19 protein-coding genes and 4 pseudogenes are annotated in these 25,923 nt (G+C 61.3%); 13 read left to right on the top strand and 10 right to left on the bottom strand.

The window, feature by feature from the left end:
* Positions 1 to 25: 25 nt before the first annotated feature.
* From VIZ63_RS18615 to VIZ63_RS18590, 6 genes are read left to right on the top strand one after another with little or no spacing between them, the layout of a single operon-like run.
* Positions 26 to 727, top strand: coding sequence for a c-type cytochrome (locus tag VIZ63_RS18615; RefSeq protein WP_331611215.1), 702 nt, complete (start codon positions 26 to 28; stop codon positions 725 to 727).
* Positions 709 to 1,893 (top strand): cytochrome-c peroxidase, encoded by a 1,185-nt coding sequence (locus VIZ63_RS18610; protein WP_331611214.1) that lies wholly within the window; start codon positions 709 to 711, stop codon positions 1,891 to 1,893. The genes VIZ63_RS18615 and VIZ63_RS18610 overlap by 19 nt, the downstream gene beginning before the upstream one ends.
* Positions 1,894 to 1,922: 29 nt before the next feature.
* Positions 1,923 to 2,915 (top strand): hypothetical protein, encoded by a 993-nt coding sequence (locus tag VIZ63_RS18605; protein ID WP_331611213.1) that lies wholly within the window; start codon positions 1,923 to 1,925, stop codon positions 2,913 to 2,915.
* 19 nt (positions 2,916 to 2,934) lie between these two features.
* Positions 2,935 to 4,314, top strand: a complete 1,380-nt coding sequence (locus VIZ63_RS18600; RefSeq protein WP_331611212.1) for a parallel beta-helix domain-containing protein — start codon at positions 2,935 to 2,937, stop codon at positions 4,312 to 4,314.
* Between the two features lie 32 nt (positions 4,315 to 4,346).
* Positions 4,347 to 6,623 carry a TonB-dependent receptor gene (locus tag VIZ63_RS18595; protein WP_331611211.1) on the top strand — a complete coding sequence of 759 codons (2,277 nt, stop codon included), beginning with the start codon at positions 4,347 to 4,349 and terminating at the stop codon, positions 6,621 to 6,623.
* A 16-nt stretch (positions 6,624 to 6,639) separates the two neighbouring features.
* Entirely contained in the window at positions 6,640 to 7,419 is a 780-nt protein-coding gene (locus VIZ63_RS18590) for an SDR family oxidoreductase (protein WP_331611210.1), read from the top strand.
* Between the two features lie 92 nt (positions 7,420 to 7,511).
* Here the strand turns inward: VIZ63_RS18590 and VIZ63_RS18585 are convergent, their stop codons facing one another.
* The 4 genes and pseudogenes from VIZ63_RS18585 to VIZ63_RS18570 all read right to left on the bottom strand — a co-directional run bounded on the left by VIZ63_RS18585 (position 7,512) and on the right by VIZ63_RS18570 (position 9,379).
* Positions 7,512 to 7,757, bottom strand: coding sequence for a hypothetical protein (locus VIZ63_RS18585; protein ID WP_331611209.1), 246 nt, complete (start codon positions 7,755 to 7,757; stop codon positions 7,512 to 7,514).
* Positions 7,758 to 7,778: 21 nt separating this feature from the next.
* A pseudogene (locus VIZ63_RS25690) lies at positions 7,779 to 8,081 on the bottom strand (transposase); the annotation flags it as partial.
* A 242-nt stretch (positions 8,082 to 8,323) separates the two neighbouring features.
* The gene (locus VIZ63_RS18575; protein ID WP_331611206.1) at positions 8,324 to 8,554 is read right to left on the bottom strand and encodes a helix-turn-helix transcriptional regulator; all 231 of its coding nucleotides are present in this window, start codon (positions 8,552 to 8,554) and stop codon (positions 8,324 to 8,326) included.
* Positions 8,555 to 9,211: 657 nt separating this feature from the next.
* Positions 9,212 to 9,379: a hypothetical protein gene (locus tag VIZ63_RS18570; protein ID WP_331611205.1), complete on the bottom strand. Its 168-nt coding sequence runs from the start codon at positions 9,377 to 9,379 to the stop codon at positions 9,212 to 9,214.
* A gap of 234 nt (positions 9,380 to 9,613) precedes the next feature.
* Between VIZ63_RS18570 and VIZ63_RS18565 the strand changes: the two genes are divergently transcribed.
* Both VIZ63_RS18565 and radC read left to right on the top strand, forming a co-directional pair.
* Positions 9,614 to 10,714, top strand: coding sequence for a Fic family protein (locus tag VIZ63_RS18565; RefSeq protein WP_331611204.1), 1,101 nt, complete (start codon positions 9,614 to 9,616; stop codon positions 10,712 to 10,714).
* Between the two features lie 408 nt (positions 10,715 to 11,122).
* Positions 11,123 to 11,578: pseudogene (gene radC, locus VIZ63_RS18560) on the top strand (RadC family protein); the annotation flags it as partial.
* 427 nt (positions 11,579 to 12,005) lie between these two features.
* Here the strand turns inward: radC and VIZ63_RS18555 are convergent.
* Positions 12,006 to 12,329 (bottom strand): hypothetical protein, encoded by a 324-nt coding sequence (locus tag VIZ63_RS18555; protein WP_331611202.1) that lies wholly within the window; start codon positions 12,327 to 12,329, stop codon positions 12,006 to 12,008.
* Between the two features lie 240 nt (positions 12,330 to 12,569).
* On the opposite strand from VIZ63_RS18555, the gene VIZ63_RS18550 reads away from it, so the two are divergent.
* Positions 12,570 to 13,121, top strand: a complete 552-nt coding sequence (locus tag VIZ63_RS18550; RefSeq protein ID WP_331611201.1) for a hypothetical protein — start codon at positions 12,570 to 12,572, stop codon at positions 13,119 to 13,121.
* A 55-nt stretch (positions 13,122 to 13,176) separates the two neighbouring features.
* A complete protein-coding gene (locus tag VIZ63_RS18545) occupies positions 13,177 to 14,070 on the top strand; it encodes a relaxase/mobilization nuclease domain-containing protein (RefSeq protein WP_331611200.1) in 894 nt (297 codons plus the stop codon).
* Positions 14,071 to 14,305: 235 nt separating this feature from the next.
* Here VIZ63_RS18545 and istB read toward each other — a convergent pair whose 3' ends face one another.
* Together istB and istA are read right to left on the bottom strand one after the other, a co-directional pair.
* On the bottom strand, positions 14,306 to 15,061 hold the full coding sequence (gene istB / locus VIZ63_RS18540) for an IS21-like element helper ATPase IstB (protein WP_331611199.1): 756 nt from the start codon (positions 15,059 to 15,061) through the stop codon (positions 14,306 to 14,308).
* 18 nt (positions 15,062 to 15,079) lie between these two features.
* Positions 15,080 to 16,585 (bottom strand): IS21 family transposase, encoded by a 1,506-nt coding sequence (gene istA / locus VIZ63_RS18535; protein WP_331611198.1) that lies wholly within the window; start codon positions 16,583 to 16,585, stop codon positions 15,080 to 15,082.
* Positions 16,586 to 16,790: 205 nt separating this feature from the next.
* Here istA and VIZ63_RS18530 point away from each other — a divergent pair.
* A pseudogene (locus tag VIZ63_RS18530) lies at positions 16,791 to 17,015 on the top strand (tyrosine-type recombinase/integrase); the annotation flags it as partial.
* 9 nt (positions 17,016 to 17,024) lie between these two features.
* Positions 17,025 to 18,224 carry an IS91 family transposase gene (locus VIZ63_RS18525; protein WP_331611197.1) on the top strand — a complete coding sequence of 400 codons (1,200 nt, stop codon included), beginning with the start codon at positions 17,025 to 17,027 and terminating at the stop codon, positions 18,222 to 18,224.
* Between the two features lie 558 nt (positions 18,225 to 18,782).
* Here VIZ63_RS18525 and VIZ63_RS25685 read toward each other — a convergent pair.
* Genes VIZ63_RS25685 through VIZ63_RS18515 form a run of 3 tightly spaced genes read right to left on the bottom strand, consistent with a single transcriptional unit; the run spans position 18,783 to position 24,543 of the window.
* Positions 18,783 to 19,097, bottom strand: a complete 315-nt coding sequence (locus VIZ63_RS25685) for a DUF4288 domain-containing protein (RefSeq protein WP_414703814.1) — start codon at positions 19,095 to 19,097, stop codon at positions 18,783 to 18,785.
* A 2-nt stretch (positions 19,098 to 19,099) separates the two neighbouring features.
* Positions 19,100 to 23,149 carry an RHS repeat-associated core domain-containing protein gene (locus VIZ63_RS18520; RefSeq protein WP_331611196.1) on the bottom strand — a complete coding sequence of 1,350 codons (4,050 nt, stop codon included), beginning with the start codon at positions 23,147 to 23,149 and terminating at the stop codon, positions 19,100 to 19,102.
* Positions 23,150 to 23,187: 38 nt separating this feature from the next.
* A complete protein-coding gene (locus VIZ63_RS18515; protein WP_331611195.1) occupies positions 23,188 to 24,543 on the bottom strand; it encodes a fibronectin type III domain-containing protein in 1,356 nt (451 codons plus the stop codon).
* Between the two features lie 555 nt (positions 24,544 to 25,098).
* On the opposite strand from VIZ63_RS18515, the pseudogene VIZ63_RS18505 reads away from it, so the two are divergent.
* Positions 25,099 to 25,720 (top strand): annotated as a pseudogene (locus VIZ63_RS18505) (tyrosine-type recombinase/integrase).
* The last annotated feature ends 203 nt before the right edge of the window (positions 25,721 to 25,923 follow it).

Raw genomic sequence — 25,923 nt, 5'->3', positions numbered from 1 at the left:
TTACGCCGTCACGCGGGGGGGCTTTGTGACGATCTTCAAGGCAGGGCGCAGGCCCGATCTGGTAGCCGGATTCTTATTGGTGGTCATGCTTGGCGGCGCGCCCGGCGCGAGGGCGGCCGCGCCTCCGCGGCCCGCCGAGTTCGACATTTGCCAGGGTTGTCACGGCGTGAATGGCCAAGGCAATGCCGAGTTGGGTGCGCCGCGCATTGCCGGTCTCGACGCGCAGTACATCGGCCAGCAGCTTGCGAACTTTCGTGACGGGCGGCGCGGCGCAGGGGACAGCTTCGGCCCGCAGATGGTTGCGATCGCTGCCATGCTGGATGACACGATCATCGGTCGGCTGTCCGCGTATGTCAGCGCCATGCCCGAGCAAGCGGCGCCTCGCATGCTCAAAGGCGATGAGCGCGCAGGACGGGCGGCGTTTGTGACGTGCGCCGCGTGCCACGGACCGCACGGTGAAGGCAACGCAGTCATGGGGGGACCCCGGCTCGCTGGCATGTCGGATTGGTATCTGGTGCGGCAACTCTCTGCGTTCGCCTCGGGCAAGCGCGGAACAGCAGCGGGTGACGAGCGCGGCGCCACGATGCGCGCCATCGCCGAGAGTTTGAAAAGCGAGCGCGCCGTGCGTGACGTCATCTCATACGCCGCATCGTTGCAAATATCGGCGGCCACTACGTCGAAGGAATGTGGGGATCGAGCGGGAGAAACATGCGGTTCCTCGCCCTGACGGCTCTCGCGTTGCTTGGGGCGAGCGACGTGAGTGCGCATTCATTCGCTCTCGCCGAGCATTGTCCGCCGAGTTTCGATGAAGCCGAGGATGGTCGCTGTCATCTGGCGAGCTTGTATCAGTTGTACACAGCGGAGCCGGGGCAGGGTGGCCTGCGCGTACCGCTGCCGGCGATGAAGGGCAGTTTCTCGCCGCAGCAGATCGATCTGGGCCGGCTGTTGTTCTTCGATCCTGTGCTCTCGGGCGACGGCCGCGTTTCCTGCGCGCATTGTCATCACCCAGATCTCGCCTATGGCGACGGACGAAAAAAGGGAATGGGTGGCGCGGCCACCGGCGTAGGTCCGGCACGAACCGGCGACGTGGAACTGACTCGCAATACCCCGACGCTCTGGAATGTGGGTTTTCTCGGGCGGCTGTTCTGGGATGGACGGGCCGCATCGCTGCAGGCGCAGGCGGCCGAGCCCTTGTTTGCTGCCAATGAAATGGCGAGCACACCCGAGCACGTACGCCGCACGCTCTCAGTCAACGCCACGTATCGACAGCTGTTCGCGCAGGCATTCAATCGCCCTTCGGATCGGCAGATCACGGTGGACGAAGTCACGACGGCGTTGGCGGCGTTTCAATCGTCGCTGATCTCTCTGAACAGCCGCTTCGACCGATACGCGCATGGCGATGAGAACGCCCTGAGTGACGCGGAGCTGCGCGGCTGGAATGTGTTTCGCGGCTTCGTCGGTCGCTGCGCTCAATGCCATGTTCCGCCGCTGTTCGGCAGCGATGATCTCGCTGTGATCGGCGCGCCGCCCGTGCCGGGGCGACCCTACGATCAAGGGGCAGGCGCGCTGTCGCCGATGGATGCAGCGCTGAAAGGTGCGTTCAAAGCGCCGACGCTGCGCAATGTGGCGCTCACAGCGCCTTACTTCCAGGCTGGACAGTTCGCGACGTTGAGTGAGGTCCTGGACTTCTACAACGCGCCTCGCGGCCACGCCCTGCCGGCGGGTGCGCGCGTGGAATTGCACTGGCACATCCACATGCAGAAGTCTGAGCTGTCGGCTGCGGATGTGGCCGACGTGATCGAGTTTCTCAACACGCTGACCGATACGTCGATGGCGCCGCCGGTTCCAGTCGCGGTGCCCTCGGGGCTGCCGGTCGTTCCCAGGCTCCGCTGATGACTTCACCGAATAAAGGAAACCACACCATGGGACCTGACCGCAGGCTTGCAGGGCGGGGTGTTCATGCCGCGTTCTTGCTGCTCATTGGCGTCATATCGTTGCCCGCTCACGGGCAGTCTCGGGTCGAGGAGTCGGCTGCGGATGCGGTGTACGAATGTGCGCCACCGGCAGCGGAGCAGTTTGAGGCTCGCGTAACCGAGTTGTCCGCCGCCGTGTGGGACAAGAACAGCTTGGGCTGCGCGGCCGATCTGATGTCCGCGGCTGCTGAGGGCGCGCCTGCTGAAACGGTGCTGCAACTGCAGGCGTTGCTGGCCAACGTCGCGTACCTCTCGCACGTCAATCTACTGTGGGACTTCGATCTGTATGGCATTCGTGTGCCGGAGTGGTCGGCCCGCCTGCAGCGCGCGATCGACCACGCCAAGGCGATCGACCAGCGCCTGGCCGCCGATTCCTCGGGCAATCCAGACGTGCTGTCGGCGCGCGCGCTGTACAAGTTGACGTGGCCAGTCAAAGTGGCCGACACCAAAACGGTGATGACCGAGACGCGCGCCGCTAAAGCGCTGCTCGAAACGGCGACGGCGAAAGATCCGGCAGCGCTGGGCGGAAATGCGTTGTGGATCCTGGCGCGCGTGTACTTCGATCTGCCCGAGTTCGCCGGCGGGGACGGCGTGAAGGCGTTGAAGCTGCTCGAGCAGGCGCATGCACAGACACCGAAGAACATTTCCCTGCTGCGGTATTGCGCCTACGTCCATGCGCAGGACCGTAATCCATCGATGGCGAAAGAGCGCCTGGTGGAGATCCTCGCCGTCGAGCTCGATCCGGCGGATTTGCAGACCGCGGCAGATGAATTGAAGAACGCACGCGATCTCGCGTCGCGTTTGGGGGATGCATCTCTTGCGCAGCAGTTGACCGAAAAGCGCGACGCTTTGCTGAAGGCGCACCCGCAGTTGCTTGCCCGCAAGCCCACCGCCGCCAACATGCACGGCGGCGTCGATCCTATGACTGGCAAGGAGTATTGATATGCGCCGGAGCGAGCCAATGTTCGTCCGCCTGGTGAGTGTTGCTTTGCTGATGTTTGCAACCGCGGCCACTCAGGCCGCTACCTTGACGGTGAAGGCCGGCGAATCCATTCAAGCCGCCGTCAAGCGAGCTGCGCCCGGCGATCGCATCGAAGTAGAGCCGGGCATCTACAAAGAAACCGTATTCATCGACAAGGACCGCATCGAGCTGCGCGGCATCGTGCGCGAGGGTGCGTGGGCGGTGCTGGATGGCGAAGGCCAGCGCAATGACGGCGTGCTGGTCGCCGGTCACGGTGTCAGCGTCGAACGGCTTTGGGTGAAGCGCTTCAAAGGCAACGGCATCATGACGCAGGGAGCGAACAACTATCGCATCGCATACAACGTGGTCGAGGGGCCGACCTTCTATGCCATCTTTCCCCAGTTCGGCAAGAACGGCTTGGTCGCGCACAACATCGCCTTCGGTTCCGAGGACGCCGCAATCTACGTCGGCATGTCGCAAAACGTGGATGTCGTTCACAACGAGGTGTACGAGAGCATCATCGGTATCGAAAGCGAAAACTCGCACGACATCCTGATCGAGAACAACTACGTCCACGACAACACCATCGGCATCGCGACCACGCTGCTGCCGGGCCTGCCGGTCAAGGCGTCGGACCGATTGATCGTGCGCAACAACGTGGTCGCCCGAAACAATATGAAGAACACCGCCCCCGCTGGCGCGATCACGGCCGGTGCGCCACCCGGCCTCGGCATCCTGGTGCTCGGCACGGATAACACGACTGTGGAAGGGAACCTCATCCGAGACAACCACGGCATCGGCGTGATGGTTTCGGAAACGAATTTCCTGGTCACGACTCCGGACGATCGCATGGATCCATTCCCGGACGGTACTCAGGTGCTGCGCAATTTGTTCGTCAACAACGGTCGTCAGCCGCAGGGCACGCTCAAGGATCTTCTCGAGATCGCCGGCGTCGAGCGGGGCGTGGATGTGCTCGCGACCGGCAAGGGTCGCGACAATTGCATAGCAGAGCGCGCGGCGGTCAAAACGCTCGGAACGCGCAACTTTGCCGATTGCGCAGCGAGCGCTTCGTCTGTAGCGATTGCTTCCATGCAGACGCCCACGCCGGTGGTCGCCGCTCCCTATACGGCGGATCAGAAGGGCAGGCTGACGTATCTCGCCGTCTGCACGGGTTGCCACACGTACAACTCGAAGCTGATCGGTCCGCCGATGATCGTGGTCAAGGCGCTCTACGGCAAAGATGCGCAGAAGCTCGCCGACTGGATTGCGAAACCGACGCACAAGCGCCCTGATTATCCGCAGATGCCGTCGCAGGACTACTTGCCCGAGGAAGTTCGGCTGTCGGTGGCGCGCTACATCCTCGATGAACTCAGTCACTGACTTAAACACATATTGAAACGGGGAGATGGACTATGAGCTCGGTCGTGAAGTCGTGCACCGCGATGACCGTTGCGGTGGCCGTCACAGCTGTATTGAAGACTGCGTCCGCGCAGGACGCACCATCTGCGACAGCACCGCTGGAGGAAATCACCGTCACGGCTACGCGACGTGAGGAATCCATTCAGTCGGTACCCATCTCCATCACTGCAATCAGTGGAGAAGCACTCGCGGAAGCGGGCGTGAAGGACACGCGTGACCTGGTCAACTTCGTGCCCAATTTGGCGCAACAAGGTTCCTTCGCGCATACCTCGCCCAGCTTCTTCATCCGCGGCGTCGGCTCCACACAGTTCAATCCCAACGCAAACTCGAAAGTCGGCGTTTACCTGGATGACGTCTACCTGGCTTCGCCGGCAGCGCATGGCTCGCAGATCTTCGATGTTGCCACGGTCGAGATCGCACGGGGTCCGCAGGGAACATTGTTCGGACAGAACACGACGGCCGGCCTGGTGCGAATGATCACGACGCGGCCGGACATCGGTGGTGGCACCACGGTCGATGTCCGTCTCACGGCTGGGCGCTTCGGTCAACTCGATCCGGAAGCAGCGATTGGATTTGAAACCGGCAGCAACAGCGCCGCACGACTCAGTGTGAAGCATCAGGTCCGTGATGGCTTTCAGCGCAATCAGTTGCTCGGTACGGATGACGGCGAAGTCGACTCGTTGGGCTGGCGCGGGCAGTGGCTCTGGAGCGCCAGCGACGACGTGTCGTTGCGCGTGCTCGCGCACGGCAGTCGTGATCGCAGCCAATTGGTACCGTACAAACAAGTGGGCCTCATCGATCCAACGACGTTCGAGCCGTGCGCCATGCCACGCGCGGGAGGAGGCTGCACTGACTTCTTCGGCTATTCCGACAGCGCCGACTTTCACCGAGGCGCTTGGGATGTGCGGGATCAGTATACGGATGTGAAATCTTTCGGCGGCAATGTCACGCTCGACTGGCAACTGCCGGCCTTCACGTTGACGTCCGTGACTGCCTACGAAGAGAACGAGTCCCGCGTGCACGAGGATACGGACGCGAGCCCCAGCTACGTGATGACCGGCAACTACTACGGCAAGCCGCGCCAGACCAGCCAGGAGTTCCGGCTGACTTCGCCGCAGGGAGATCTGAGCTGGATCGCCGGCGCGTATTACTTTCACGAAACAAACGACACCAGCGTGGGCTTTCCGATTCCGGGATTCGGACCGGGCGCCTTGTCCGGACTGAGCGAAGTGGTGGAAGGCTTGGGACAGATCTCTTCGATGGATACCGACAGCTATGCGCTGTTCGGCAATCTCGACATGCTGATGAGCGAGCGGATCAAGCTGAGCCTCGGCTTGCGCTACACCCACGAAACCAAGGATGTCAACTACGCCGCGTGGCTCGCCGATGTGACCGACGTGACGAATACCTTGTTGTTCGTGGGCCGGCAGATCACGGATCGCGCGCTGTTTCAGACGATCGACTTCCGCGCGGACGAGTCGTGGGGCGATGTTTCGGGTCGCGTGTCGCTGTCGTACTCGTTCACGGACGACGTGCTCGGCTATATCACCGTCTCGCGCGGCTTCAACAGCGGCAACTACAACGGCGGTGCTCTCTCGAATCAGGCCGAAGCCACGCTGGTCGATCCGGAGACGCTGCGGAGCTATGAGGTCGGCCTCAAGTCCGAGATCGGCGGCCAGCTGCGCCTCAACTTGAGCGCCTTCTACTACGACTTCACCGACCAGCAGGTGTTCGTGCTTGCATCGGGCGATGCGGGCGTGCCGGTCCAGCAACTGTCCAACGCAGCCGCATCGACGCTGTATGGATTGGAAATGGAAGCTACGTGGCACCCGCTCGACGACCTGGTGATTCAACTCGGCGCCGGCTACACGCACTCGGAGTTCGACGAATTCAATACGCCGCTCGGAGAGGACCTGAGCGGCCGCAGGCTGCCCAGCGCGCCGGAAACCAACATCAATGCCATGGCCACCTACACCATCCGAAGCGCGCTCGGTACCTGGGCGTTCGAGGTGGATGGCAAGTATCAGAGCAAGCAGTACTTCTCGGTGAACAACGATCCGATCCTGAGCCAAGGCGCTTACGCACTGGCGAACGCGCACGTCTCGTGGACTTCGCCCAGCGCGCACACGAGCGTGACCGCGTGGGTGCGCAATCTCGCCGACAAGGATTATTTGGTCGGTGCGTACGACCTGGCGTCATTCGGTTGGGATCAGTGGGTGGTCGGCGAGCCGCGCACCTACGGCGTCACGTTCGAGTATCACACGCGCTGAAAGGCGAGGGGCACACATGTTCTCTCTGAAAGGAATGACCGCCGCCATCACCGGCGGCACGTCGGGCATTGGCGAAGCCGTGGCCGCCAGGTTCACCGCCGCTGGCGCGCGCGTGGTAATCATCGGGCGTCGCGACGGTTCGGAGGTCGCCCGAAGAACCGGCGCGATTGCGGCGGTCCGCGCCGATTGTAGTGCCGAGGCCGAGGTATCGCGTGCGTTGCATGACGCCCGCGATGCACTCGGCGAGAACCTCGACGTCCTGGTCAACAACGCCGGCGTGGAGAACACTGGCCCGATGATCGCCGATGCGACCGTCGAGGAACTGAATCGCGTGTTCGCCATCAACACGTTCGCCGTGTTTCACGGTCTCAAGCAGGGAGCGCGGGTGATGAAAGACGGCGGCTCGATCATCAATACGGCCTCGATCGCGGCGCTGCTGGGGATTCCGGGTTACAGCCAATATTCTGCGTCGAAGGCAGCAGTCGTCAGCTTGACCCGCTCGGCAGCGGTGGAACTCGCGCCCCGAGGCATCCGTGTGAACTCGGTGTGTCCTGGCAGCGTATTCACGCCCATGCTGCCGCAGGATCATCCGGAGGTGCCGGTGGCTGCGAGGATGTCCCCGCTCGGCCGCGTCGGTACCACCGACGACATGGTCGGCGTCTATCACTTTCTTGCATCCGCCGAGAGCCGATACATGACCGGTCAGGCGCTGGTCGTGGATGGTGGAATCGTCGCGGGCGTGAGTCTTGGAACGCTGGAAGCGGTCGCGACGATGGCGGCCGGCGTTGTCTCCTAAATCTTCCCGCCATTCGGAAACTTTTTCCGATCAGTCGCTTAGGCTGATATGCCGGTCCGCAGGCGTTGTGCTTGATCACGCTAGGTGCGGCCTCAAGGTAGAAAGCCGAGGCTGCGCTCGCGCAAAGACCGCCGAGCAGCAGCAGCCTGCGTTCGCGCAGAATCGATCGTCGAACCGAACAGGCTCAAGCCGGATTCGGTCGTCACCCAGGCAATCTGCGCTGCACCGAGATAGGCGCAATGACTGCTCCAGGCGTACTCCTCCGGGTGTTGCACCATGTGCGCCTTCACTGGATTCAGATGGATGTAGCGCAGCAGCGTGACGAAGTACTCATCCATATCCACTAGCCAGGCTTTGGAACGGCGCTCGAATAGATGGCCGGTGGTTCGTAGTTGGCGATGCCGACACCGTGCGTAGCGGCGTGCGAAGCGTTGCATGAGGCCGCCGAGCGGCGCATTGCCTATTTGAACCAGCGCATGCAGAAGATTCGTCATCCAGCAGAATGCATGCAGGCGTGCTTGCTGCTGATCGAGCACCTCCGCCAAGATGTCGTTCAGTCGGACGCGGTCGGCATCACTGCCGAAGAGCGCTTCGCGGTGATTGCCGCGAAGGATCACGTGATAGCAACCGCCCGGCACATGTAATCGTGGTAGGCGCGGCATCCATGTCGCCTCGTTAGGAGCTTACGATCAGGCTACGTGTGTTGTGAGTCGGCGATCTGCGATTTTGTCGGCGTCCGGACACATATGCCGTATATCCTAATCCCGGTACCGGGGCCTCCTGCTGCTCCTGCCATGGACAGATTATCTGGATTCGCCTCGAGGCGAGCCGAGGGCGGGCAACTCATGGCAATGCAGCGGTTCAAGCGACGGAGCAGTAAGCCCACGCTGCGTAGTCGCAATGGTCAGTGCGACGCCGAAGAGCTGCGAGAAGAACGAACGCGCTCCGCAATCCAAGCATGAATCTCATGCTCCAGCCATCCAACGGATCGCGCACTAATCCGAATGCGGCCGGGGAATCGCTCTTCAGATTCGAGCTGATAGATCATCGAACGGCATAGCCCCGTCTGACCGCAGACCTCGGGAAGGCGGAGGATTCGCGAGGAGACGGTGACGCTGGCATCAGAGGCTTGCATGTTGTGGGCTCCTGGTCTGGTCCGGCCGAGACATCAGGAGACTAGAGTACGCAGTCCCGTTTGGTTGCTCCGTCTTAGTTTCAACGCAAAAGCAGGTGGTTACTAAAGGCAAAGTGGTTCGCACTCGAACAATGGTGTCGCACCGAGTTCCCCCATCGTGGATGGGCGGCCATGCCCCCGCATTCATTTCGCGAGACGACCTGCAGGGAGGTAAGCAGATCACCTTTACCGTTCAATGCATCAAGGACCAAAAGAAGGACCCAAGTTTTAGATCCCTTCCGAGACAAAAACGGCCGCCGGTGGATTTCGTCGAAGCAGGAGGCGAGCCGTCATGGAAGTCTTACTGGGATCGCGAGCAGCTCGTTCGCGGTCGCCGCCATCCTTGGCGAAGTCGGCTGGCAGGCCCGCCCTCTGGCGGCCATCGGTCTTCACTCCTCATGTGTGTAGTACTGCCAGCAAGCTTTCTGGTTTCACGAGGAAAAAAACGACAAAACTGCCGAATTTCGCATAAGAAAACGACCAATTTCGATTCCCCCAGCCGAGTTGCGTGCAAACTGGCGACAGTAGCGGATCGCCTTCGGTTGATTTATATGAATAAAAAAACGACATAAACTACGAATTACGTATAAAATAGCGACACATCAGGTCGTTCCGGACCTACTTACGCGGAGAATTGCGACCGTGCCTCTCAAAGTGGCAGGCGAAAACAAAGCCGAAGCCCGACGGCTTCAGCGGCTGGCCGAACAGGGTCAGCTGCGGCGTATTCACCAAGGCATTTACACCGATGATCTGGTGCAGCCCGTTGAGGCGGTCACGCGGCGTCATCTATACGAGCTGTCAGCGCTGATCGCTCCCGGCAGCATCGTCTCCCACCGCTCGGCTTTCGAGCAGCAGCGGCCGACACCGGCCGGCAACTACTATCTCACCGGCCCATACCGTCGCGACGTTGAACTGCCCGGCGTCAAGCTGCGCATTGCGGAGGGGCCGGGCCCGCTCGATTCGGATATCAAGATCCCGACTCTTCATGGCAATGCTTACATCTCGAGCCAGGCGCGAGGGTTGCTGGAGAATCTGTCGGCAAGTCGTGGTGACCCCGCAAACAAGCGCACTCTGGGCCGAGCCTATGTTGAGCAGTGGCTGGATCGTTTCATCGGGCGCGATGTCGGTGACACCACCAATCAGTTACGTGACGCCGCGCGGACCATTGCCGAGACCCTAGGCTTGACCGCCGAGTTTAAGCAGCTCGATAAGACCATCGGTGCGCTCCTGGGCACCCGTTCCGTCAAACTGACCTCGCCAGTGGCGATCGCGCGCGCGGCGCGCAAGCCCTATGACCCGGCGCGCCTGAATCTGTTCGAGACGCTGGCCGAAGAGCTGCAGCGAAATCCGCTGCAAGTCCCCCCTGCAGATCCGCGGGCGGATCCGCTGCTGCAAGCCTTCGTCGAAACGTACTTCTCGAATTACATCGAGGGCACTGAGTTCGAGATCGAGGAGGCGCACGACATCGTGGTGAATGGTCGGCCGCTGAAATATCGCGAGGACGATTCGCACGACATCCTCGGTACCTACCAGGCGATCCTGAAATCCAAGCAGGTGCCGGCGCTGCCTGAGAGTGCCGAGGCCTTCGCCAAGATGCTCCAGGACTGGAACCGACAGGTGATCGAGTCACGAAAAGAGAAATCGCCCGGTGAGTTCAAGCTCGAAGCCAATCGCGCGGGCCAGACCGTGTTTGTGCATCCACAGATGGTGGTCGGCACGCTCATCAAAGCGTTCGAGATCATCATGAGCGCGGCGACACCGGCCAACCGCGCCGCGCTCGCCTCGTTCGTAGTGTCCGAAGTGCATCCTTTCGATGATGGCAACGGGCGAACGGCGCGCGTGGCTATGAATCACTTCCTTTCGAATGCCGGCCTAACGCGCATCATCGTGCCAACGGTTTACCGCGATGACTACATCTCTGCGCTCAAGGCCATGACCAACGAGAACCCGGTGCCGCTGCCGCGCATGCTGGCGCGCGCCGCGCGCTTCAGTCGCTGGCTGGACATGAGTGCCACCACCAAGTGCTTTGCAGCTCTCGCGCAGTCCAATGCCATGGAACGTCCCGTGGATGCCAAGCTCGATTTTGATGAATCCAAGTTTCAGACCGCGCCCGAAGCGTAGGCGGCGATCCGACTGACTAAGAGTGTCGAAACCGCAGGAACGAGAGCGACGTGGTGGAAGCGATGCTCTGCTTGGCTTCAGAGCGTGCACGATTTATTACCGGTGAGGTTCTACGTGCTATGGGCGGCATGGCGGAGATGGGATTGCCTGGTGAATTTGCAGTGTGTCACATCGTTCTCGTCGTAAAGGCCTGCGCGCGGCTACGCCGTGCTCGCGAGCGCGCTACGCGCGGCCCTGACGACTGCGCTGCGTTGTGCCGAGGGATCTCCGACAGGCAATCCCGCCTGCAGAGGAGATCGATCCATGAACATTTCCAAACGCAGCGCTCGTTGTTTCAATGTCCGTTCGCATTCCGGTGCACTGCGAGTCGCCGAGCCGCGGTTCAGCGCGGGCTTCACGAGGGGAGTAGGTGAGTGTCAGGTCGAGGTCAGTGACGATGACGTCGTCGCCGCAGCCCTGCGGATCCTGTCGGCGCGAATCGTTCATTCGAGCGCGTTATCGAATCCTAGGGTGACCCGCGAATACTTGGCGGTGCGGTTTGGAGGTATCGAGCACGAGGTGTTCGCTTGTCTGTATCTCGACAATCGCAATCGGGTGACGGCGTGCCAGGAACTCTTTCGAGGCACGATCGACGGCGCGAGTATCCATCTGCGGGAAGTGGTGAAGGAGGCGCTGGCCCACAATGCGGCGGCCGTCATCTTGGTGCACAACCATCCGTCCGGCGTCGCCGAGCCATCGCAGTCCGATGAGCTGGTCACCCGCCGGATCAAGCAGGCGCTCGCGTTGGTGGACATCCGGGTCATCGATCATCTGATCGTGGGGGATGCCACGGTGGAGTCCTTTGCGGAACGTGGACTTCTCTAATATGTGGAGCTGGATGACCGGCGTGGCCGTATGCGCCGGTTTTCCGGCCGCTTGCTCCACATAGAATTCAGCCGTCCGAGTGCGACGATGCGCTATGCAGCGCCGGCCTGGACCTCCAACGCCAGGCACGCGCGCACGTCTTTCCGATGGACTTGGCCACCTACGAGGCGGGAGGGCTTCTCCTCTACTGATCAGACGTCATCGGATGGCTGCCACCCGGAGAAATAGATGTGAAGTTCTCCCGCACAATTGCACGGGAGAACCCAGCGCCAAGCGGCGCAACTCCACATTTCAGAGAAGTCCACGTTCTGCAAAAAATGGAGAGCTCAACATTTATGGCTGAACGGGGACTCTTATAGATAGGTTCCGGCCCGGCCCGGCCGTGGCGGATGGGCGTCACGGCCGGGTTGTCGCACACAACTTTGCGCTAAGCCCGGGGCGGTGGGGATTCGCGGATCAGCCATAGATCGAGGTCGTTGTGGGCCTTACGCAGAAGCTCCAGACCGTGCTGCAGGCAGGTGACCTCCGGACTGTAGAAACAGCCTTCATCTCGGGCGGTTAGTGAGGTCAGTGCGCACTGCAGGAAGTCGCGGGCATCACTGAACCGTCCCAACAATTCGGCGCCGTTCTCAGGGTCGGATTCCCGGACTGAGAATGTATGGAAGAACGTTGGTTGGAGACCGCAATGCAGCCGGTCGGGATAATTACGTAAGCCCAGGTTTGGGGCCTCGATACAATCGCGCGTAGCCATGGTCGTACCTCTTAGTCAGGTAGGGCGGTGGTTAGGCGCCCGTCGGTGTATCAGCACCGGCGGTCGCCGCTTCGACTGGGAGTTGAATCAAACCTCCTCAGAATCAGAACGCAAAGCCAAGGAAGCCAGCGTTCACCGTTGTAATAGCAAATTCGTTGCGAATAGTCTGTGGGAGTTTCGGCACGAATTGGTAGTGATTGCAGGATAACTTCGCGGCGGCTATGCGCTAACAATAGAGCCATGGCTTGCACAGAACTCATCGGCGCACGAGTCACGCCACTGACCAAGGCGCGCTTCCGCGTGCTGGCTGAACAGGAGCAGGTGAGTGAGTCGGTGCTGCTGAAGCGGCTCGTTGGGATGGCACTGCACAGCGTCAATCCAACTGAAGCCAATGCACAGTTGGGAGCGCCTCGACGCTTGCGAGGTGCGCGGCTCACGGTGCGCCTGCATCCCGATGACCAGCTACTGCTGATCGAACGCGCCGCAGCGCGACAGATGGCCACTGCGACCTACGTGTCAGTCCTGCTGCGCGCACACCTGCGCTCTCTTGCTCCATTGCCCAAGGCGGAGTTGAAAGCCCTCAAGGAGTCCCTCGCTCAACTAGGCATGCTCGGCAGAAACATGAATCAGCTCGTCCGGCTTGCGCATCAGCAAGGCAAGGTGCCGGACGTCGACACAGGGTTGCTTCAATCGATCCTGAAGGCATGCGAGGCGCTTCACGCCCACACGAAACGCTTGCTGAAAGCCAACGCGCGTTCCTGGGAGCTCGGGTATGAGACCGTTTCGTCTTGAGCGGGGTCCGTCACTGCTGAACATCGTCAGCCACGGGCGTCGCGGCCCGGGGTCGATGCATCTGAGCCCGGCGCATATCGAGCAGATACGTCGCACCGTTGGCTACGCGCCTGAGGTGATGGTCAAGGTGACCGGCGGCGCGGGTGGGTGCAGTCGGCAGGGTGTGATTGCTCACTTCAACTACATCGACAGAAAGGGCGAGCTGGAGATTGAGAGCGACGAAGGTCGGGCCTTGGGAAAGGGTACAGGTACGCATCTGTTCAACCGTTGGGATCTGGACCTCGAAGAGCATCGGAAGATGGCGGACCTCTTTGCAGTACACCGCCGGAAGCCGCCGAAACTCGTTCATCGTCTGGTGTTCTCAATGCCGCCAGGGACGCCGCCGAAGAAAGTTCTGTCGGCAGTGCGAGACTTCGCGCGTGAGGAGTTTGGACTGAAGCATCGATACGCGATGGTACTCCACACGGACGAGCCGCACCCGCATGTGCATGTGGTCGTCAAGGCGGTGAGCGAGGACGGTGTTCGCTTGAACATTCGCAAGGAGACGCTCCGAGCATGGCGCAATGAGTTCGCGCGACACTTGCGCGAACAGGGTGTTGAAGCGAACGCCACCGAGCGTGCGGTTCGCGGCAGGGAGGGGCGAACGTTGAAGGATGGACTGTATCGAGCTGCGCAGCGGCGTGCGTCGACAGTGCTCAGTTATCGAGTCCAAGACTCGACGCGACCCATGCCGAAGTCGCCAGGGGGAGAAAAGCTTGTGGAGATTCGGAAGAACGTCGAGAGCGGCTGGTACGCGGCCGCCAGCTTGCTCGAGCGCAATGGTGATCGGAGCTTGGCGGAGAGTGTCCGTCGATTTGTGGCCGGCATGCCGCCACCGCCACTCGATCGGGAGCGGCCTCCCAAACAGGTAGAAAGAGTGCCGTCCCGCGAGCAGGCGTGGACGCGTTGATAGCGGATGATTCAACTTCCGGGATGCTCGTCTGGTTCGGGCGTTAGGCCGTTGCTAGCTGTTTCCCGGACGCAACCCGATCGATCCACTGACCACTCGGCAGCTGAACCGCGCCGTACATGCGTATTCCGCCGATGTCGGCCGGTGATTCCGCGTGATGGCGGCCACCTGTTCCGGCGCATGCCGGCCGGGTGAGTCAGGGTGATGTGACTGTGGTGGATGAGTGGCGGTGGCGTCAACCGCCGTGAGCGTCGGTGGTGGCCGAGCGCTTGTGTTTTCTCATCGAGCCGCCTTTGAGATTGACCCGATAGCTGTTATGCACGAGCCGATCGAGGATGGCGTCGGCGAGGGTGGGTTCGTCGATGTAGGCGTGCCACTGATCGACGGGCAGCTGGCTGGTGATGAGCGTGGACTTCTTGTCGTAGCGATCCTCCAGGATCTCCAGCAGATCGCGCTTGGATTGATCGGCGAGTGGAGAGAGGCCGAAGTCATCGATGTACAACAGATCGACCTTGGCGAGTTGCTTCAGGAACGCCGAGCGATTGGCCTGTGCGTGATGACGCGTGAGCTCTTCGACCAACCGCGGCAGCCGATACGAGCGCACCGAGTAGTCTGCGCGACAGGCCGCATGCGCGAGTGCACTGGCGATGAAGCTCTTGCCGACGCCGCAGGGACCGGTGATCAGTACGTTGAGCTTGTCCTTGATCCAGGTGAGCGCGGTGAGCATCGCGATGAGCTTGGGATCCAGTCCGCGCGGAGTCCGCGTGTCCAGATCTTCGAGCGCCGCGGCTTGCGGCAGCTTCGCCCAGCGAAGACGCTGCGCTAAGCGCTTGGAGTCGCGTTCGGTCATCTCGTGCTGGATCATCAGGCTCATGCGTTCTTCGAAGCTCAGGCTCTGGTGTTGTGCGTTGGCGAGGAGTTGCTCTAAAGCCGCGGCCATGCCGCGCAGGCGCAACTGCTGCAGTTGCTGGATCATGGGTTCGATCAACATCAAGATCTCCGTTGTCGGTTAGTGGAAGTAGTCGGACCCGCGCACATTCTCGTGCACGAGGGATAACTGACGGGTATCGCCAGGTTCGGTGGCGGCGGGCGCGGTGATGAGCGCACGCACGCTGCGGTAGCTGCAGGCCTTGAGCGCCAGCGCGCGTTCGCAGGCGGCGGCGAGCTGCTGGGGTGAGAAGTCCTGAGCGAGACGCAAGATGCCTTGTGCCACGCGTAACGCTTCTTCGGGATGACGCTTGCGGTTGAACTGCTCGGTGAGCACCGCGGCAACGGCGGGTGCGATCACCTGCGCGCGCGCCAGCAGCCGCTCGATCGTGGTGTCGATCACGGCGCGATGGTTGGCCGGTCGATGCGCATCGAGGGTGGCGCGGGCGCCGTGCTTGAACAGGCGTGCGTGCGAGGCCAGGAGTTGGCGTCGGGCGAAGATCTCGATCATGCGCGCGGTCATGCGCACCTCCACACGCTCACCGATGTGCTTGTAGGGCACGGAGTAGTACGCGTGCTCGACCTCGATGTGATAGTCGGGATGGACCTTGGCGCACTTCCACTGCGCGTACTCGTAGGCACGGGCGGGCAGCGCTTTGAGCGCCGGCTGGTCCAGCTCGAGGAAGCGCGAGCGTCGTGAGCCATCGAGCTTCTGGAACGGCCGCTCGTTGCTCTCCATCAGCAGCGCATCGATCGCACTGTTCAGCTCCGTGATCGAGAAGAACTGCCGATCGCGCAGCCGCGCCAGGATCCAGCGCTCGAGGATCAACACGCTGTTCTCGACCTTGGCCTTGTCGCGCGGCTTTCTGACCCGTGCTGGCAGGATCGCGACGCCATAGTGTTCGGCGAACTCGGCGTAGGCGCGGTTCAGGTCCGGTTCGTAGCGATGCGCACGATCGACGCCGCTCTTGAGGTTGTCGGGAACGATCGCACCCGGGGCGCCGCCGAAGAACTCCAGCGCCCGCACATGCGCGCCCAACCAGTCCGGCAGCGTCTGCGTCCAGGTCGCCTCGGCGTAGGTGTAGTTGGAGCAGCCCAGCACGGCGACGAAGATCTGCGCTTCACGGATCTCGCCCGTGTGCCGGTCGATGATCCCCACGGTCTGGCCGGCGTAATCGACAAAGCACTTCTCGCCGGCGCGATGCTCGAAGCGCATCACCGGATCGGCGGCGGCACAGAATCGTCGATACTGATCGCAGAACGCGCTGTACTGCAGGCCGTCAGGATGCTGCGCCTTGTACTCCTGCCACAGCAGCAGGCGCGTCACGCCCGGACGGGTCAGTTCACGCTGAACCTGCGCGAAGTCGGGCAGCGCAATGTCGGGGGCGAGCGGCTTGACCGGATACAGGCGCGCTTCCAGCTGCGGATCATCGAGCTCTTCCGGCAAGGGCCAACTGATGCCCGTAGCTGCAGCCCGATCCAGGCATTCCTTCACCGTGGAGCGTGCGACGACCAGGCTCGCGGCGATCTTGCGGATGCTCAGTCCGAGATCGAACTTCAGCCGCAGCAGTTCGCGAATCTTCCGCATGGATAACCTCTCTTGCGCCATCGACTGCGCCCCTTCTGGAACTCAAAAGGGGCGCACGATAGCGACGGTTACCCTGCCTCACACGGCAAGTGTCGGATCTCCCACAGGGGGTGGCCGGCATGCCGCGGAATACCCGGCCGGCATGGCGCGGAATCGGTGGCCGGCTTGCGGCGGAATCAGTGGCCGGCATCAGGCGGAATACGCAGCCGTACACGCAGCTGCCGTCATAGCGCGTATCGACAAGCGCGTCTCAATGCACACCCTGCGCCACAGTTTCGCCACTCACCTGCTCGAGCAGAAGGTGGATATCCGCGTGATCCAGGTTCTGCTCGGGCACAAGAAGCTCGAGACCACCGCGCTGTATACCCAGGTGGCCACCGAGATCCTGCGCCAAGTTATCAGTCCCCTGCAGGCGGTCCGATCCTCGTAGGACACGTTCGTGCAACGCCCCGCCCTGGAGGTCGCGGATATCTTCCGCGATCACGGGCCAGCTTGGCGGCAACAAGCGCGTGGTCACCTGAGTCTTGGCCAGCTCAAGGTCATGTCGGCCATTGAGCAGTGTCGCAGCGCCGCCCTCGGCGGACATGCGCTGCGTTGCTCGGCCTGCGCGCAACCGCAGATCGCCTACAACTCCTGCCGCAACCGACACTGCCCGAAGTGCCAAGCGAGTGCCGCGCAACGCTGGCTCGAGGCGCGTCAAGCCGATCTGCTGCCCGTGGAGTATTACCACGTGGTCTTCACCCTGCCGGCACCGATCAGCGCCATCGCCTACACCAACAAGGTGCTCATCTATGGTTTGTTGTTCGATCTCGCCGCCGAGACACTGCGCACGATCGCCGCCGATCCTCGGTACTTGGGCGCGCGCATCGGCCTCACGCTGGTCCTGCACACCTGGGGCTCCGCACTGACTCACCATCCTCATGTGCACGGCATCGTCCCCGGCGGCGGCTTCGCGCTCGATGCCGATCGATGGGTCGCCTGCAAACCGGGATTTTTCCTTCCTGTGCGCGTGCTGTCGCGCCTATTTCGACGCCGCTTCCTCGAAGAACTCCAGAACGCTCATCGCGACGGCCGACTGACATTCTTCGGCGAGCACGCTGATCTGTCCGACACAGCGGCCTTCGCCGATTGGCTCGCGCCGCTGAGTCAGTGTGAGTGGATCGTCTACGCCAAGCGCCCATTCGCAGGACCCGAGGCAGTTCTCGCGTATCTATCGCGCTACACCCATCGTGTGGCTATCTCCAACCGACGGCTCGTCGCCTGTGACGAGCGTGGCGTCACCTTCCGTTGGAAGGACTACCGAGCCCAGGGCAGGACGCGCTACAAAACGATGACGTTAAATGCCGCAGAGTTCATGCGCCGCTTCCTGCTGCACGTGTTGCCCAGCGGTTTTCACCGCATCCGCCACTATGGTCTGCTCGCGAACGGCGGCCGCAAAAAACATATCGCCACAGCACGCGAGCTACTGCACACCTCAGCACCCGAAGCTCCCGCCAGCCCCAAGGCAGCCCACACCGGGAACGGTCCTCTGCGACCGACCTTCATTTGCCGACACTGCGGCGCGCCGATGATCGTCATCAACACACTCGAGCGCGCGCCGAACATCCGTGCTCCGCCATGCTTGCAAAGCTCACCATGAGCGTCAGGCGCTCAACACGCAGAACTTCTCCGTTGGCATTCATCGAACAGTGCCGATGCGAACGATCGTTGCCTCGTCACATGCAATGCTCGGCTTTTGCACGCCCCCGCGACGACAGAACGCAGGATCGCTTGACTTCGCAGCACACCATGGCGCTGGCACCGTTGAGTTCGACGCCACGATTAACCCTTCACACGGCACCGCGACCATTCAAATCGCCATAGCACCTCGCCGCTGCTGATCCTCATCAGCACACTCCCGCGGTTTCCTCCCTTGGGGATTGTCCAACGCCTGCCCTTCAAACTGTGTCGTGCTTGGTGAGGTCAGCTCGCACGGGCAGGCATCGAACAATCCTTAACAGAGAACAATCCTTAACAGAAGCAGACATCGCGGACTGCGAACCGGAGGCCGATATCTCACGTTCAGCTCTGCTAATCCGCACCCGGCCCGGAAACCGGCAGTCGCTTCGTCGACCGTACCCGGTGCGGGAGGCGGGCGGCATCGGATGTGTCGAAATCCGCAGCCCTAGCATCGGACGGAAAGCGCGCGGTAGTTCAGTTATTCGTCCTCGAATGGCGTGAGTAAGCTTTGTGCTTCCGAGTCCCTAAGGAATCTCGAGAAGACCTCGACCCCCGAAGCAATTTCATCGCTCTCGATTGGGTACGCCCGTTGGACCCCTCGGAAGACCCAGGAAACGGTTGCACTATCGACTAAGTAGCTGCTCGCCCGCCGCTTGCCAATCTCCTCTCCGGCGAGTACGGCATCCTCCTGCGTTGGCGTGTCAACCAGGCAGATGCTTTCCTCCCATAAAGGACTAGATCTCAAGTCCGGAGAGTGCTGACTCTCGTAAAACAGACTTACTGCGAACCACATATTTACCTACCTTTCTTGAATCTACTGTCCGTGAGCAACTTTCGCGCAGTCTGCGCATCTGGGTCGCCCCCACGAGCAAGGCGATATATTTCATTCAAAGACTTATCTCGCAAGTGGGTTGGAAACTCGCGATTCACCGAACCTTTGAGTTCCTTCGCGATGATGTCTGCGGCCCTGCTCTCCAGTCTTTGAATTCCGTTGGATATCAGCCTCGCCTGCTGCGGATTTGCGGCCTCCAGAAGCCCCTTTAGTCCCTCTACGTCACCGCGAACCGTGAGTGCTTTTATCTTTGCATCGATTGAATCTTCATGAACGGCAAGCTCTGAATCTGACGACTCAGGCATCGCAGATCCAGATTCATTTTCTATGTCCGCCGTATCGTGCGTAGGATCGCCGGCCTGGTTTTTTGTGTTCTCTGTTCGTATGAATCCAAGAACCTTGCACCCTGATGCTTCCACACCCTTGATATTCGATCCGGTACTACACGTGCCTGCGGGGTCCAACATGTTGAGCGGATCATTCCCGACATACGCATACAGATTCGCATCATCTTCATACCCAATCGGATCGGTCTGAAGGAACCTGCCGAGCGTCGGCGAGTAGAATCGCGCCTTGTAATAATACAGTCCCAAATCGGCGATCCACGCCTGCCCGGTGTACTGGAACCGCCCCAGGTTGACCGTGTTCGGGATGCCGTAAGCATCGTACGCATTGATCCCCACCGAGTTACCGTTCGGATCGGCAATACCGACGATGGATCCTTGATGATTGGCAAGCAGCCCGCGCCGCGTGGTGAGGTTGGCGCCCTCGTACCACAGCATCGGCTCATCTATTCCCGGCCCGTGCACATAGCGACGCAGCATTGCGCCGCCTGCGTTGTACTCGGCGGCGAGACTATCCCCGTCATACAGGAACTGCGTCGTGTTGCCGCCGCTGGACACCTGGAACAGCCGACCCATCGGGTCATACGTCAGCGTCGCGTTCTTCGCCCCGCTCGCCGATACCAACCGGTTCTCTGTGTCATAGACGAAGTTCGTCGCGCCATCCGAGGTTAGATTTCCGTTCAGGTCGTGCATATGAACGACGCCAGCCACGCTGGTGTACTGGTTGAGCCCGTTGACAGCGTAGCTTCGGATCGCATCCGGCGTGCTGTTCGCATACGCTGGATTGCTCTCGATCCGCGAGATCACCTGCGAGGCCGGGTTGTAGCCGAACTCCAGCACCTGATCCGCGCTGGAGCCGTTGAGTTCATGGGTCAACTTCCACAGGCGGGAGGCACCGTCGTATTCCGTGCTCATCACCGCCCCACCCAACCACGCGTCCGCGCGACGGCCCAGCGCGTCGTAGCTGACACTCACGATGGTGGTGCCGCCATCCTCAAGGATCGAACCTATCCGAGAGGCCGCGTCGTAGCCATATGTGAAGTAGTGGGCGTCCGGGAAGGTCAGCCGCGTGCGCCGGCTGCCCGCGTCGTAGCCAGACTGCAGCGTACGGCTGATGCCGCCCTGGGTATTCGTGGAAGTGAGCAGCCGACCGAAGCCATCAAACGTATTGGTGATGCCTGCGCCCGAGGTGGAGTCGAAGCGGGCAAACACCTGCAGGTCCTGCACGTCGTAGCCGTATTCAACGACGTAGCCGGCAGCACCCGTGGTCGAATTGGGCACCGTTTTTGTCTTCAGTCGATTCAGGCCGTCGTACTGGTAGGTCAGCGTCTGCCCGTCGCGCTTTCTCAGTGAGAGGCGGTTGCCCGCAGCATCGTACGTGTAGCCCTCGTAGTCGCTCTCGTCGACCGTTCCAGGCGTCGTCTTCGACGGGAACACCCAGCGGTTCTGGCGATCGTGACCGTCGTAGCGCAGCTCGGCGCGGTTGCCGTTGGCGTCCGTAATGCTCGCGCGCTGGCCGTTCGGCGTGTACGTGTAGGTGGCGTAGTTCTGTTGCAGTGCCGTGCCGTAGGCGCGCTGGATAGTGAGCAGCTGACCGGCCGCGTTGTAGAGGTTGCGCGTGATGCGGTCCGGGCCGAAGCTGCCTTCGGCGCCCAGATTGCAGGCGCCCGGCAGTGAGCCGAAGGCAGCCGGGTTCATGCGACGCGCCTCGCATTGAAGCCGACCGGCATCATCGAATGATCGATGGGTCAGGCTGTAGGTGGCGGCAGCGTCGGAGACCGTCTCGGTCGCCGGATTGCGGTGAGTGTCGTAGGTCACGTTCGTTTGCGTGGCCACCACGAGCGAGGGACTGTTCGGGTCCGTGACGGTGCCAGCTTCAGTGATGCGCAGCTTGTCGTCGGCGCTGCGATACGTGAATTTCCGGGCGTTGCGGAATCCGTTATCGCCGAGCGGCCCGATCTCCCAGGCCTTGCGGCCGTTCACGTCGTAGCGGAAGTACCTGGCGTCATTCGTGCCGGCCAGAGGGCCGTCTTCGCTGAGCACGCGTCCCGCTCCATCGTAGGCGTAGTGGGTCTCCAGGGTTTTGCCTCGGGCCGCGTCGATCCGGCGCACCACGCTGGGAAGCAAGGTGTTGCCCCAATACTCGTACTCGGTGCGAATCTCCTCGAGTGTTCCACAGTTCGTTCCCACACCGCACACGCGCACGACTTCAGGTCGGCTGATGCCGGTTGAGTTCTCATACGTGATGTACGTTTTGCGTCGGATGCCGTCGCGGTCGGCCGGATCGGTCCGCTCGGTCATCTGGCCCGCGGCGTTGTAGACGAAATCCGTCTGATTGTTGCGGGCATCGCGAAACCATTGGGGTCGATAGCACAGCGCGCTGCTGGTGGCGACGAGGCCGCAGCCGGTCAGATCATAGTAGGCCGTCTCGGAAATGGTCGCGAGGCCGGAGCCCGGCTTGGACTGCTGGGTTCGGGAGACGATGTTTCCAGAATCATCGTAGGTGACGCTGACCTGATTACCTTCAGGGTAGGTGATGCGAGTCACCCGATAACTGAGGTCGAACTCGTATGAAGTCTGACGGCCGATCGAGTCTGTGATCTGACTGATCACGTTGCGCTGATCGGACTGGATCATGTCGTAGGCGGTGTTGTAGCCGTTCGGGCCGGTAACGGTCACGCGGTCGTATACGTACGTCGTCAACGAGGTAGGAGGATGGCGAAGATTGGTATAGCTGTAGTTCCAGGCGACCCCATCCTTCGTCACGGAGGCAACCAGCGGGTCACCTGAAAGTGCCGTGACTTGCAGGGACGCCCCTTCTCCGGGCAACTGCGCCATGCCGGAGGCAGTTTCCATGTTCGTGCCGAGTGAATTCGCACAGCCCTGGCAGGAGAACACCCGTCCGCCGAGATCGGTGATCGAAGTCGTCGTGCCTGTCGTGCTGTAGGTAAGCTGCCCCAGTGGCGTGCCTGGATTCGCGCTCGCGTAGAGGGCTGCTTCGCTGACGCCACCCCAGTCATCCACGCCCAGCGTGTTGCCGTGATACGCGATCGTGATGAAGAAGCCAAGATTGCTCGTGATCTGCGTCGGTCGATAGTAGGTCACTCCCGACAGCGCCGCGGTATCGTAGGTATAGGTAATCGTCTCGCCATTCGGATACTCGATGCGCGAGGCGTAGTACATCACCGTGTTCGGATTCGAGGTCGTCGTCTTGATGTGCTTCAGGTCGAACTTGTACAGGGCGCCTGAGCCGGCCTGGCGGAAAGTGAAGGGTCCACTGCCTTTGAGTACCGAACCAGTGCCAGTCACGCTGTGGCAGTCCAGAAGATCAAGGCATTGAAATGCTTCCGACGTGCCCGTGCCGGTGTGCACCGAGTGATTGCCCGTGGCGCTGTCGCTGCCCGAAATCTTTCCCTTCACATACGGCGTCACGTTCTGAACACGGTCGAATCTCAAGTTCGGTGCGCCGGGAACCGAGAGCACCGGCACCCCGATGGTGAGCTTGCCGCCAATGACGTTCACACCGTTGTGGTCCGTCTCGGCGCGCAACGGCGAAATGACCTCTGGCACTTCCACCACCTGCGCGTGCAGCGCCGTGCTCAGCAACGCTGCGGCCACCATCACGGCGTATCGTGCACTGTTCACTTTCTTGTTCGATCTCGCTTGCATCGTGCTTTGCCTCAATCCGTGTTTACGACAATCGTCGATCATTGCGTCGTGTGTCTGACGAACTCGACGGTCACCGTGTTCTGTCCCGTATTTCCCGAACTGTCGGTCACGAGGCAGCGCCACACGGAGGTATAGGTCGCCTGCGTGTTGGGGACGCTGCGCGTCCAGGAGGTGCTGCTCGATGCCGGACTGACGGCTGTGGTCTGCGAGTCGCCGGAGACCCACTGCCATGCATAGGTATATCCGGAGCCGGAGCCGCCGGAGCCGCTACAGGTCACCGGCGGATCGATCTGGGTGGGGTTCGTATTACGCTTCACCCAGCGCCAGCTGCTGGCGCTCAAGCTGGCAGTGACAGCAGCCCAGGTAGTAGCGCTGGCGGCATTCGACTGACCTGAACTGTTGCTCGCGTTGTCGTACGCGGCGACGGAGTACGAGTAGCCCGTACTGGGCGACAGACCCGTATCGGCGAGGCTCGTTGCGGCAGGGGTCGCGATCAATGAGCCGTTCCGGTATACGCGATAGCCCGCCAAGCCCGAGCCGCCCGTGTCGCTCGACCCGCTCCACGAGAGATTGATTCGCGACGGACTGGCGGTTGTGGCGGACAGGCCCGCGGGATTCGAAGGCGGAACGTCGTCGGGCGTCGTCACGTTTCGTGCGGCGGACTGGCCTGAAAGATTTCCGGCGGCGTCATACGCGGCTACGGTGTAGCTGTAGCTGCCGCCACTCACGACGGTGGTATCCGAATAGGCCGTGCCGGCGCTGGAGGCGATGTGAGCTCCACCACGATAGAGGCGATAACCCGCGACTCCGACGTTGTCTGTCGATGCCGACCAGCTCAGATTGATCTGCGTACCGGAAGCTGCCGAGCCAGTGAGATTGGCGGGGACAGACGGCGGCGTACCGTCCGGTGTGGTTGCAGACGCACTGGCGGACTGTGCCGACTGATTGCCGGCCGCGTCATATGCAGCCACTTGATAGGTGTACGTCGTAGCGTTCACGAGCGAGGCGTCGGCGTAGGAGGTCGACGAGGTTGTACCGATCTGCGAGCCGTTGCGATAAACCCGATAGCCAACAACACCGGCGCCACCGTTGTCCGTCGCTGCGGACCACGAAAGATTGATCTGCGTGGGCGATACCGCGGTAGCTGTGAGTCCAATCGGCACCGCGGGTGGAATCGATTCGGACTTTGACGTCGTCTGGATGCGATTGCCCGCAGCATCGTAGGTGTAGGTGACGGCCGAGCCATTCGCACTGCCTTCGACCTGTACCAGACGGCCGAGCGCGTCATAGGCGTAGGTCGTGGTGGCCGCGTGCACAAGCGGGCAAACGAACACTGACAACAGCAGCACGATCGAGCGAAACACGAGCGTAGTCGCCCGCACAGAACCCTTCATAGGGAAGCTCCGCAACAGTAGTTGTTGACGACTGATTTCAGGCCAGGTCAGCCCAACCCCAGGCGAGCGATCGCCCATGGTTGATGACTGTCTTCGAGTTAATCAGTCAGCCTGAATCCTGGATTGAATAGCGCCGACAGTTCGCGCCGTTCTGCACTTGGAAGCATCAATGCCTCAAGAATCCTTCTCACAAACAATTTCTCCCAGCGTCATTCTTCTTGGTGGCGCTGATGAACTTCTGTGTTCATCAGCGCGCGCAAGCTTTGCGTGAGCAATCGTTGCGACGTCAAGAGCGCATCGATGCATTCATCGAATGGCTGAACGGTATATGCGGAGTAGTAAAAAAATCTTCGCGTGCTGTGACGGAAATCCAGAAGAAGCGACACCGGCAAATTATGTCCATGCGGCGACCCTCTGAAGTCCCACCACGCAACTCGAATCAGTCGGAGAGCTTTCCCATGAAAGACAGTGGGTGGCGAACGCGAGTGCTACGCAAAGATGGCAGCTTCGGGGCGAAGATCACGCCCCCCATACGACCCATAGGAGCCCACCACCATGGACACGAACCAGACATCTCACCGTGCGCCTTGGAACAAAGGCAAGATCGTCGGTCAAAAGGCACCTTTCAAGCTCAAGGAAGTCTGGGCAATCCGCATCCGATTGCAGTTGGCCGGACAGGTCCGCGACCTGGCAATGTGACCTGGGCATCGACAGCAAGCTTCGCGCGTGCGATCTGATGCAGCTACGAGTCAGGGATATCTGCCACGACGATCGGATCGCCGCACGAGCAATCGTCATGCAGCAGAAGACGAAGCGACCAGTCCAGTTCGAAATCACCGATCAGACCAAGGACGCCGTCGCCGCGTGGATCAAGGAGAAGCATCTAAGTTCGGATGACTTCCTGTTCCCTAGCCCTCGTCGCGGAAGATGCGGGCATCTGTCGACCCGACAGTACGCGCGAATCGTTCATACCTGGGTTCGGACGCTGGGAGTTGATCCGTCCGCATACTCGACACATTCGATGCGACGAACGAAGGCGTCGCACATCTATCGCCGAACGAAGAACCTCCGTGCTGTGCAGCTGCTCTTGGGGCATACCAAGCTCGAGAGCACGGTCCGCTATCTCGGAATTGAAGTGGATGATGCGCTCGAGATAGCTGAGCAGACCGAGGTCTGATCCGCGGGCCGGCAAGCGGCGTTGGCCCGGTCGCTTACCGGCTCCGTCCCACAGCAGGAATGTCCGCTTCACGCCCTGAGCTGTTCCGTCAAGTATTCACTGGGTTGCTCCAAGCTGTTTGAGCAACGGTGAGCCGCGGCGTTGCAGCGCGATGAGGTAGGTCGATTCATCGTAAGGCATCCGGGTCTGCCAGCAACGATAGA

The organism is Povalibacter sp., assembly GCF_036520495.1.
In the GTDB taxonomy this organism is placed as follows: domain Bacteria; phylum Pseudomonadota; class Gammaproteobacteria; order Steroidobacterales; family Steroidobacteraceae; genus Steroidobacter.
The sequence above is the reverse complement of the archived record's forward strand: the minus strand, read 5'-3'. Positions and strand labels throughout refer to the sequence as shown.

What these genes read in the sequence shown, in the direction of transcription:
- VIZ63_RS18515 (WP_331611195.1), bottom strand. Translation starts at nt 24,543, where the DNA reads ATGAAGGGTTCTGTGCGGGCGACTACGCTCGTGTTTCGCTCGATCGTG.
- istA (WP_331611198.1), bottom strand. Translation starts at nt 16,585, where the DNA reads ATGCGGAAGATTCGCGAACTGCTGCGGCTGAAGTTCGATCTCGGACTG.
- VIZ63_RS18585 (WP_331611209.1), bottom strand. Translation starts at nt 7,757, where the DNA reads ATGGATGAGTACTTCGTCACGCTGCTGCGCTACATCCATCTGAATCCA.
- VIZ63_RS18550 (WP_331611201.1), top strand. Translation starts at nt 12,570, where the DNA reads ATGGCTTGCACAGAACTCATCGGCGCACGAGTCACGCCACTGACCAAG.
- VIZ63_RS18590 (WP_331611210.1), top strand. Translation starts at nt 6,640, where the DNA reads ATGTTCTCTCTGAAAGGAATGACCGCCGCCATCACCGGCGGCACGTCG.
- istB (WP_331611199.1), bottom strand. Translation starts at nt 15,061, where the DNA reads ATGTTGATCGAACCCATGATCCAGCAACTGCAGCAGTTGCGCCTGCGC.
- VIZ63_RS18575 (WP_331611206.1), bottom strand. Translation starts at nt 8,554, where the DNA reads ATGCAAGCCTCTGATGCCAGCGTCACCGTCTCCTCGCGAATCCTCCGC.
- VIZ63_RS18605 (WP_331611213.1), top strand. Translation starts at nt 1,923, where the DNA reads ATGGGACCTGACCGCAGGCTTGCAGGGCGGGGTGTTCATGCCGCGTTC.
- VIZ63_RS25685 (WP_414703814.1), bottom strand. Translation starts at nt 19,097, where the DNA reads ATGTGGTTCGCAGTAAGTCTGTTTTACGAGAGTCAGCACTCTCCGGAC.
- VIZ63_RS18610 (WP_331611214.1), top strand. Translation starts at nt 709, where the DNA reads ATGCGGTTCCTCGCCCTGACGGCTCTCGCGTTGCTTGGGGCGAGCGAC.
- VIZ63_RS18570 (WP_331611205.1), bottom strand. Translation starts at nt 9,379, where the DNA reads ATGACGCCGCGTGACCGCCTCAACGGGCTGCACCAGATCATCGGTGTA.
- VIZ63_RS18595 (WP_331611211.1), top strand. Translation starts at nt 4,347, where the DNA reads ATGAGCTCGGTCGTGAAGTCGTGCACCGCGATGACCGTTGCGGTGGCC.
- VIZ63_RS18600 (WP_331611212.1), top strand. Translation starts at nt 2,935, where the DNA reads ATGTTCGTCCGCCTGGTGAGTGTTGCTTTGCTGATGTTTGCAACCGCG.
- VIZ63_RS18545 (WP_331611200.1), top strand. Translation starts at nt 13,177, where the DNA reads ATGCATCTGAGCCCGGCGCATATCGAGCAGATACGTCGCACCGTTGGC.
- VIZ63_RS18520 (WP_331611196.1), bottom strand. Translation starts at nt 23,149, where the DNA reads ATGCAAGCGAGATCGAACAAGAAAGTGAACAGTGCACGATACGCCGTG.
- VIZ63_RS18555 (WP_331611202.1), bottom strand. Translation starts at nt 12,329, where the DNA reads ATGGCTACGCGCGATTGTATCGAGGCCCCAAACCTGGGCTTACGTAAT.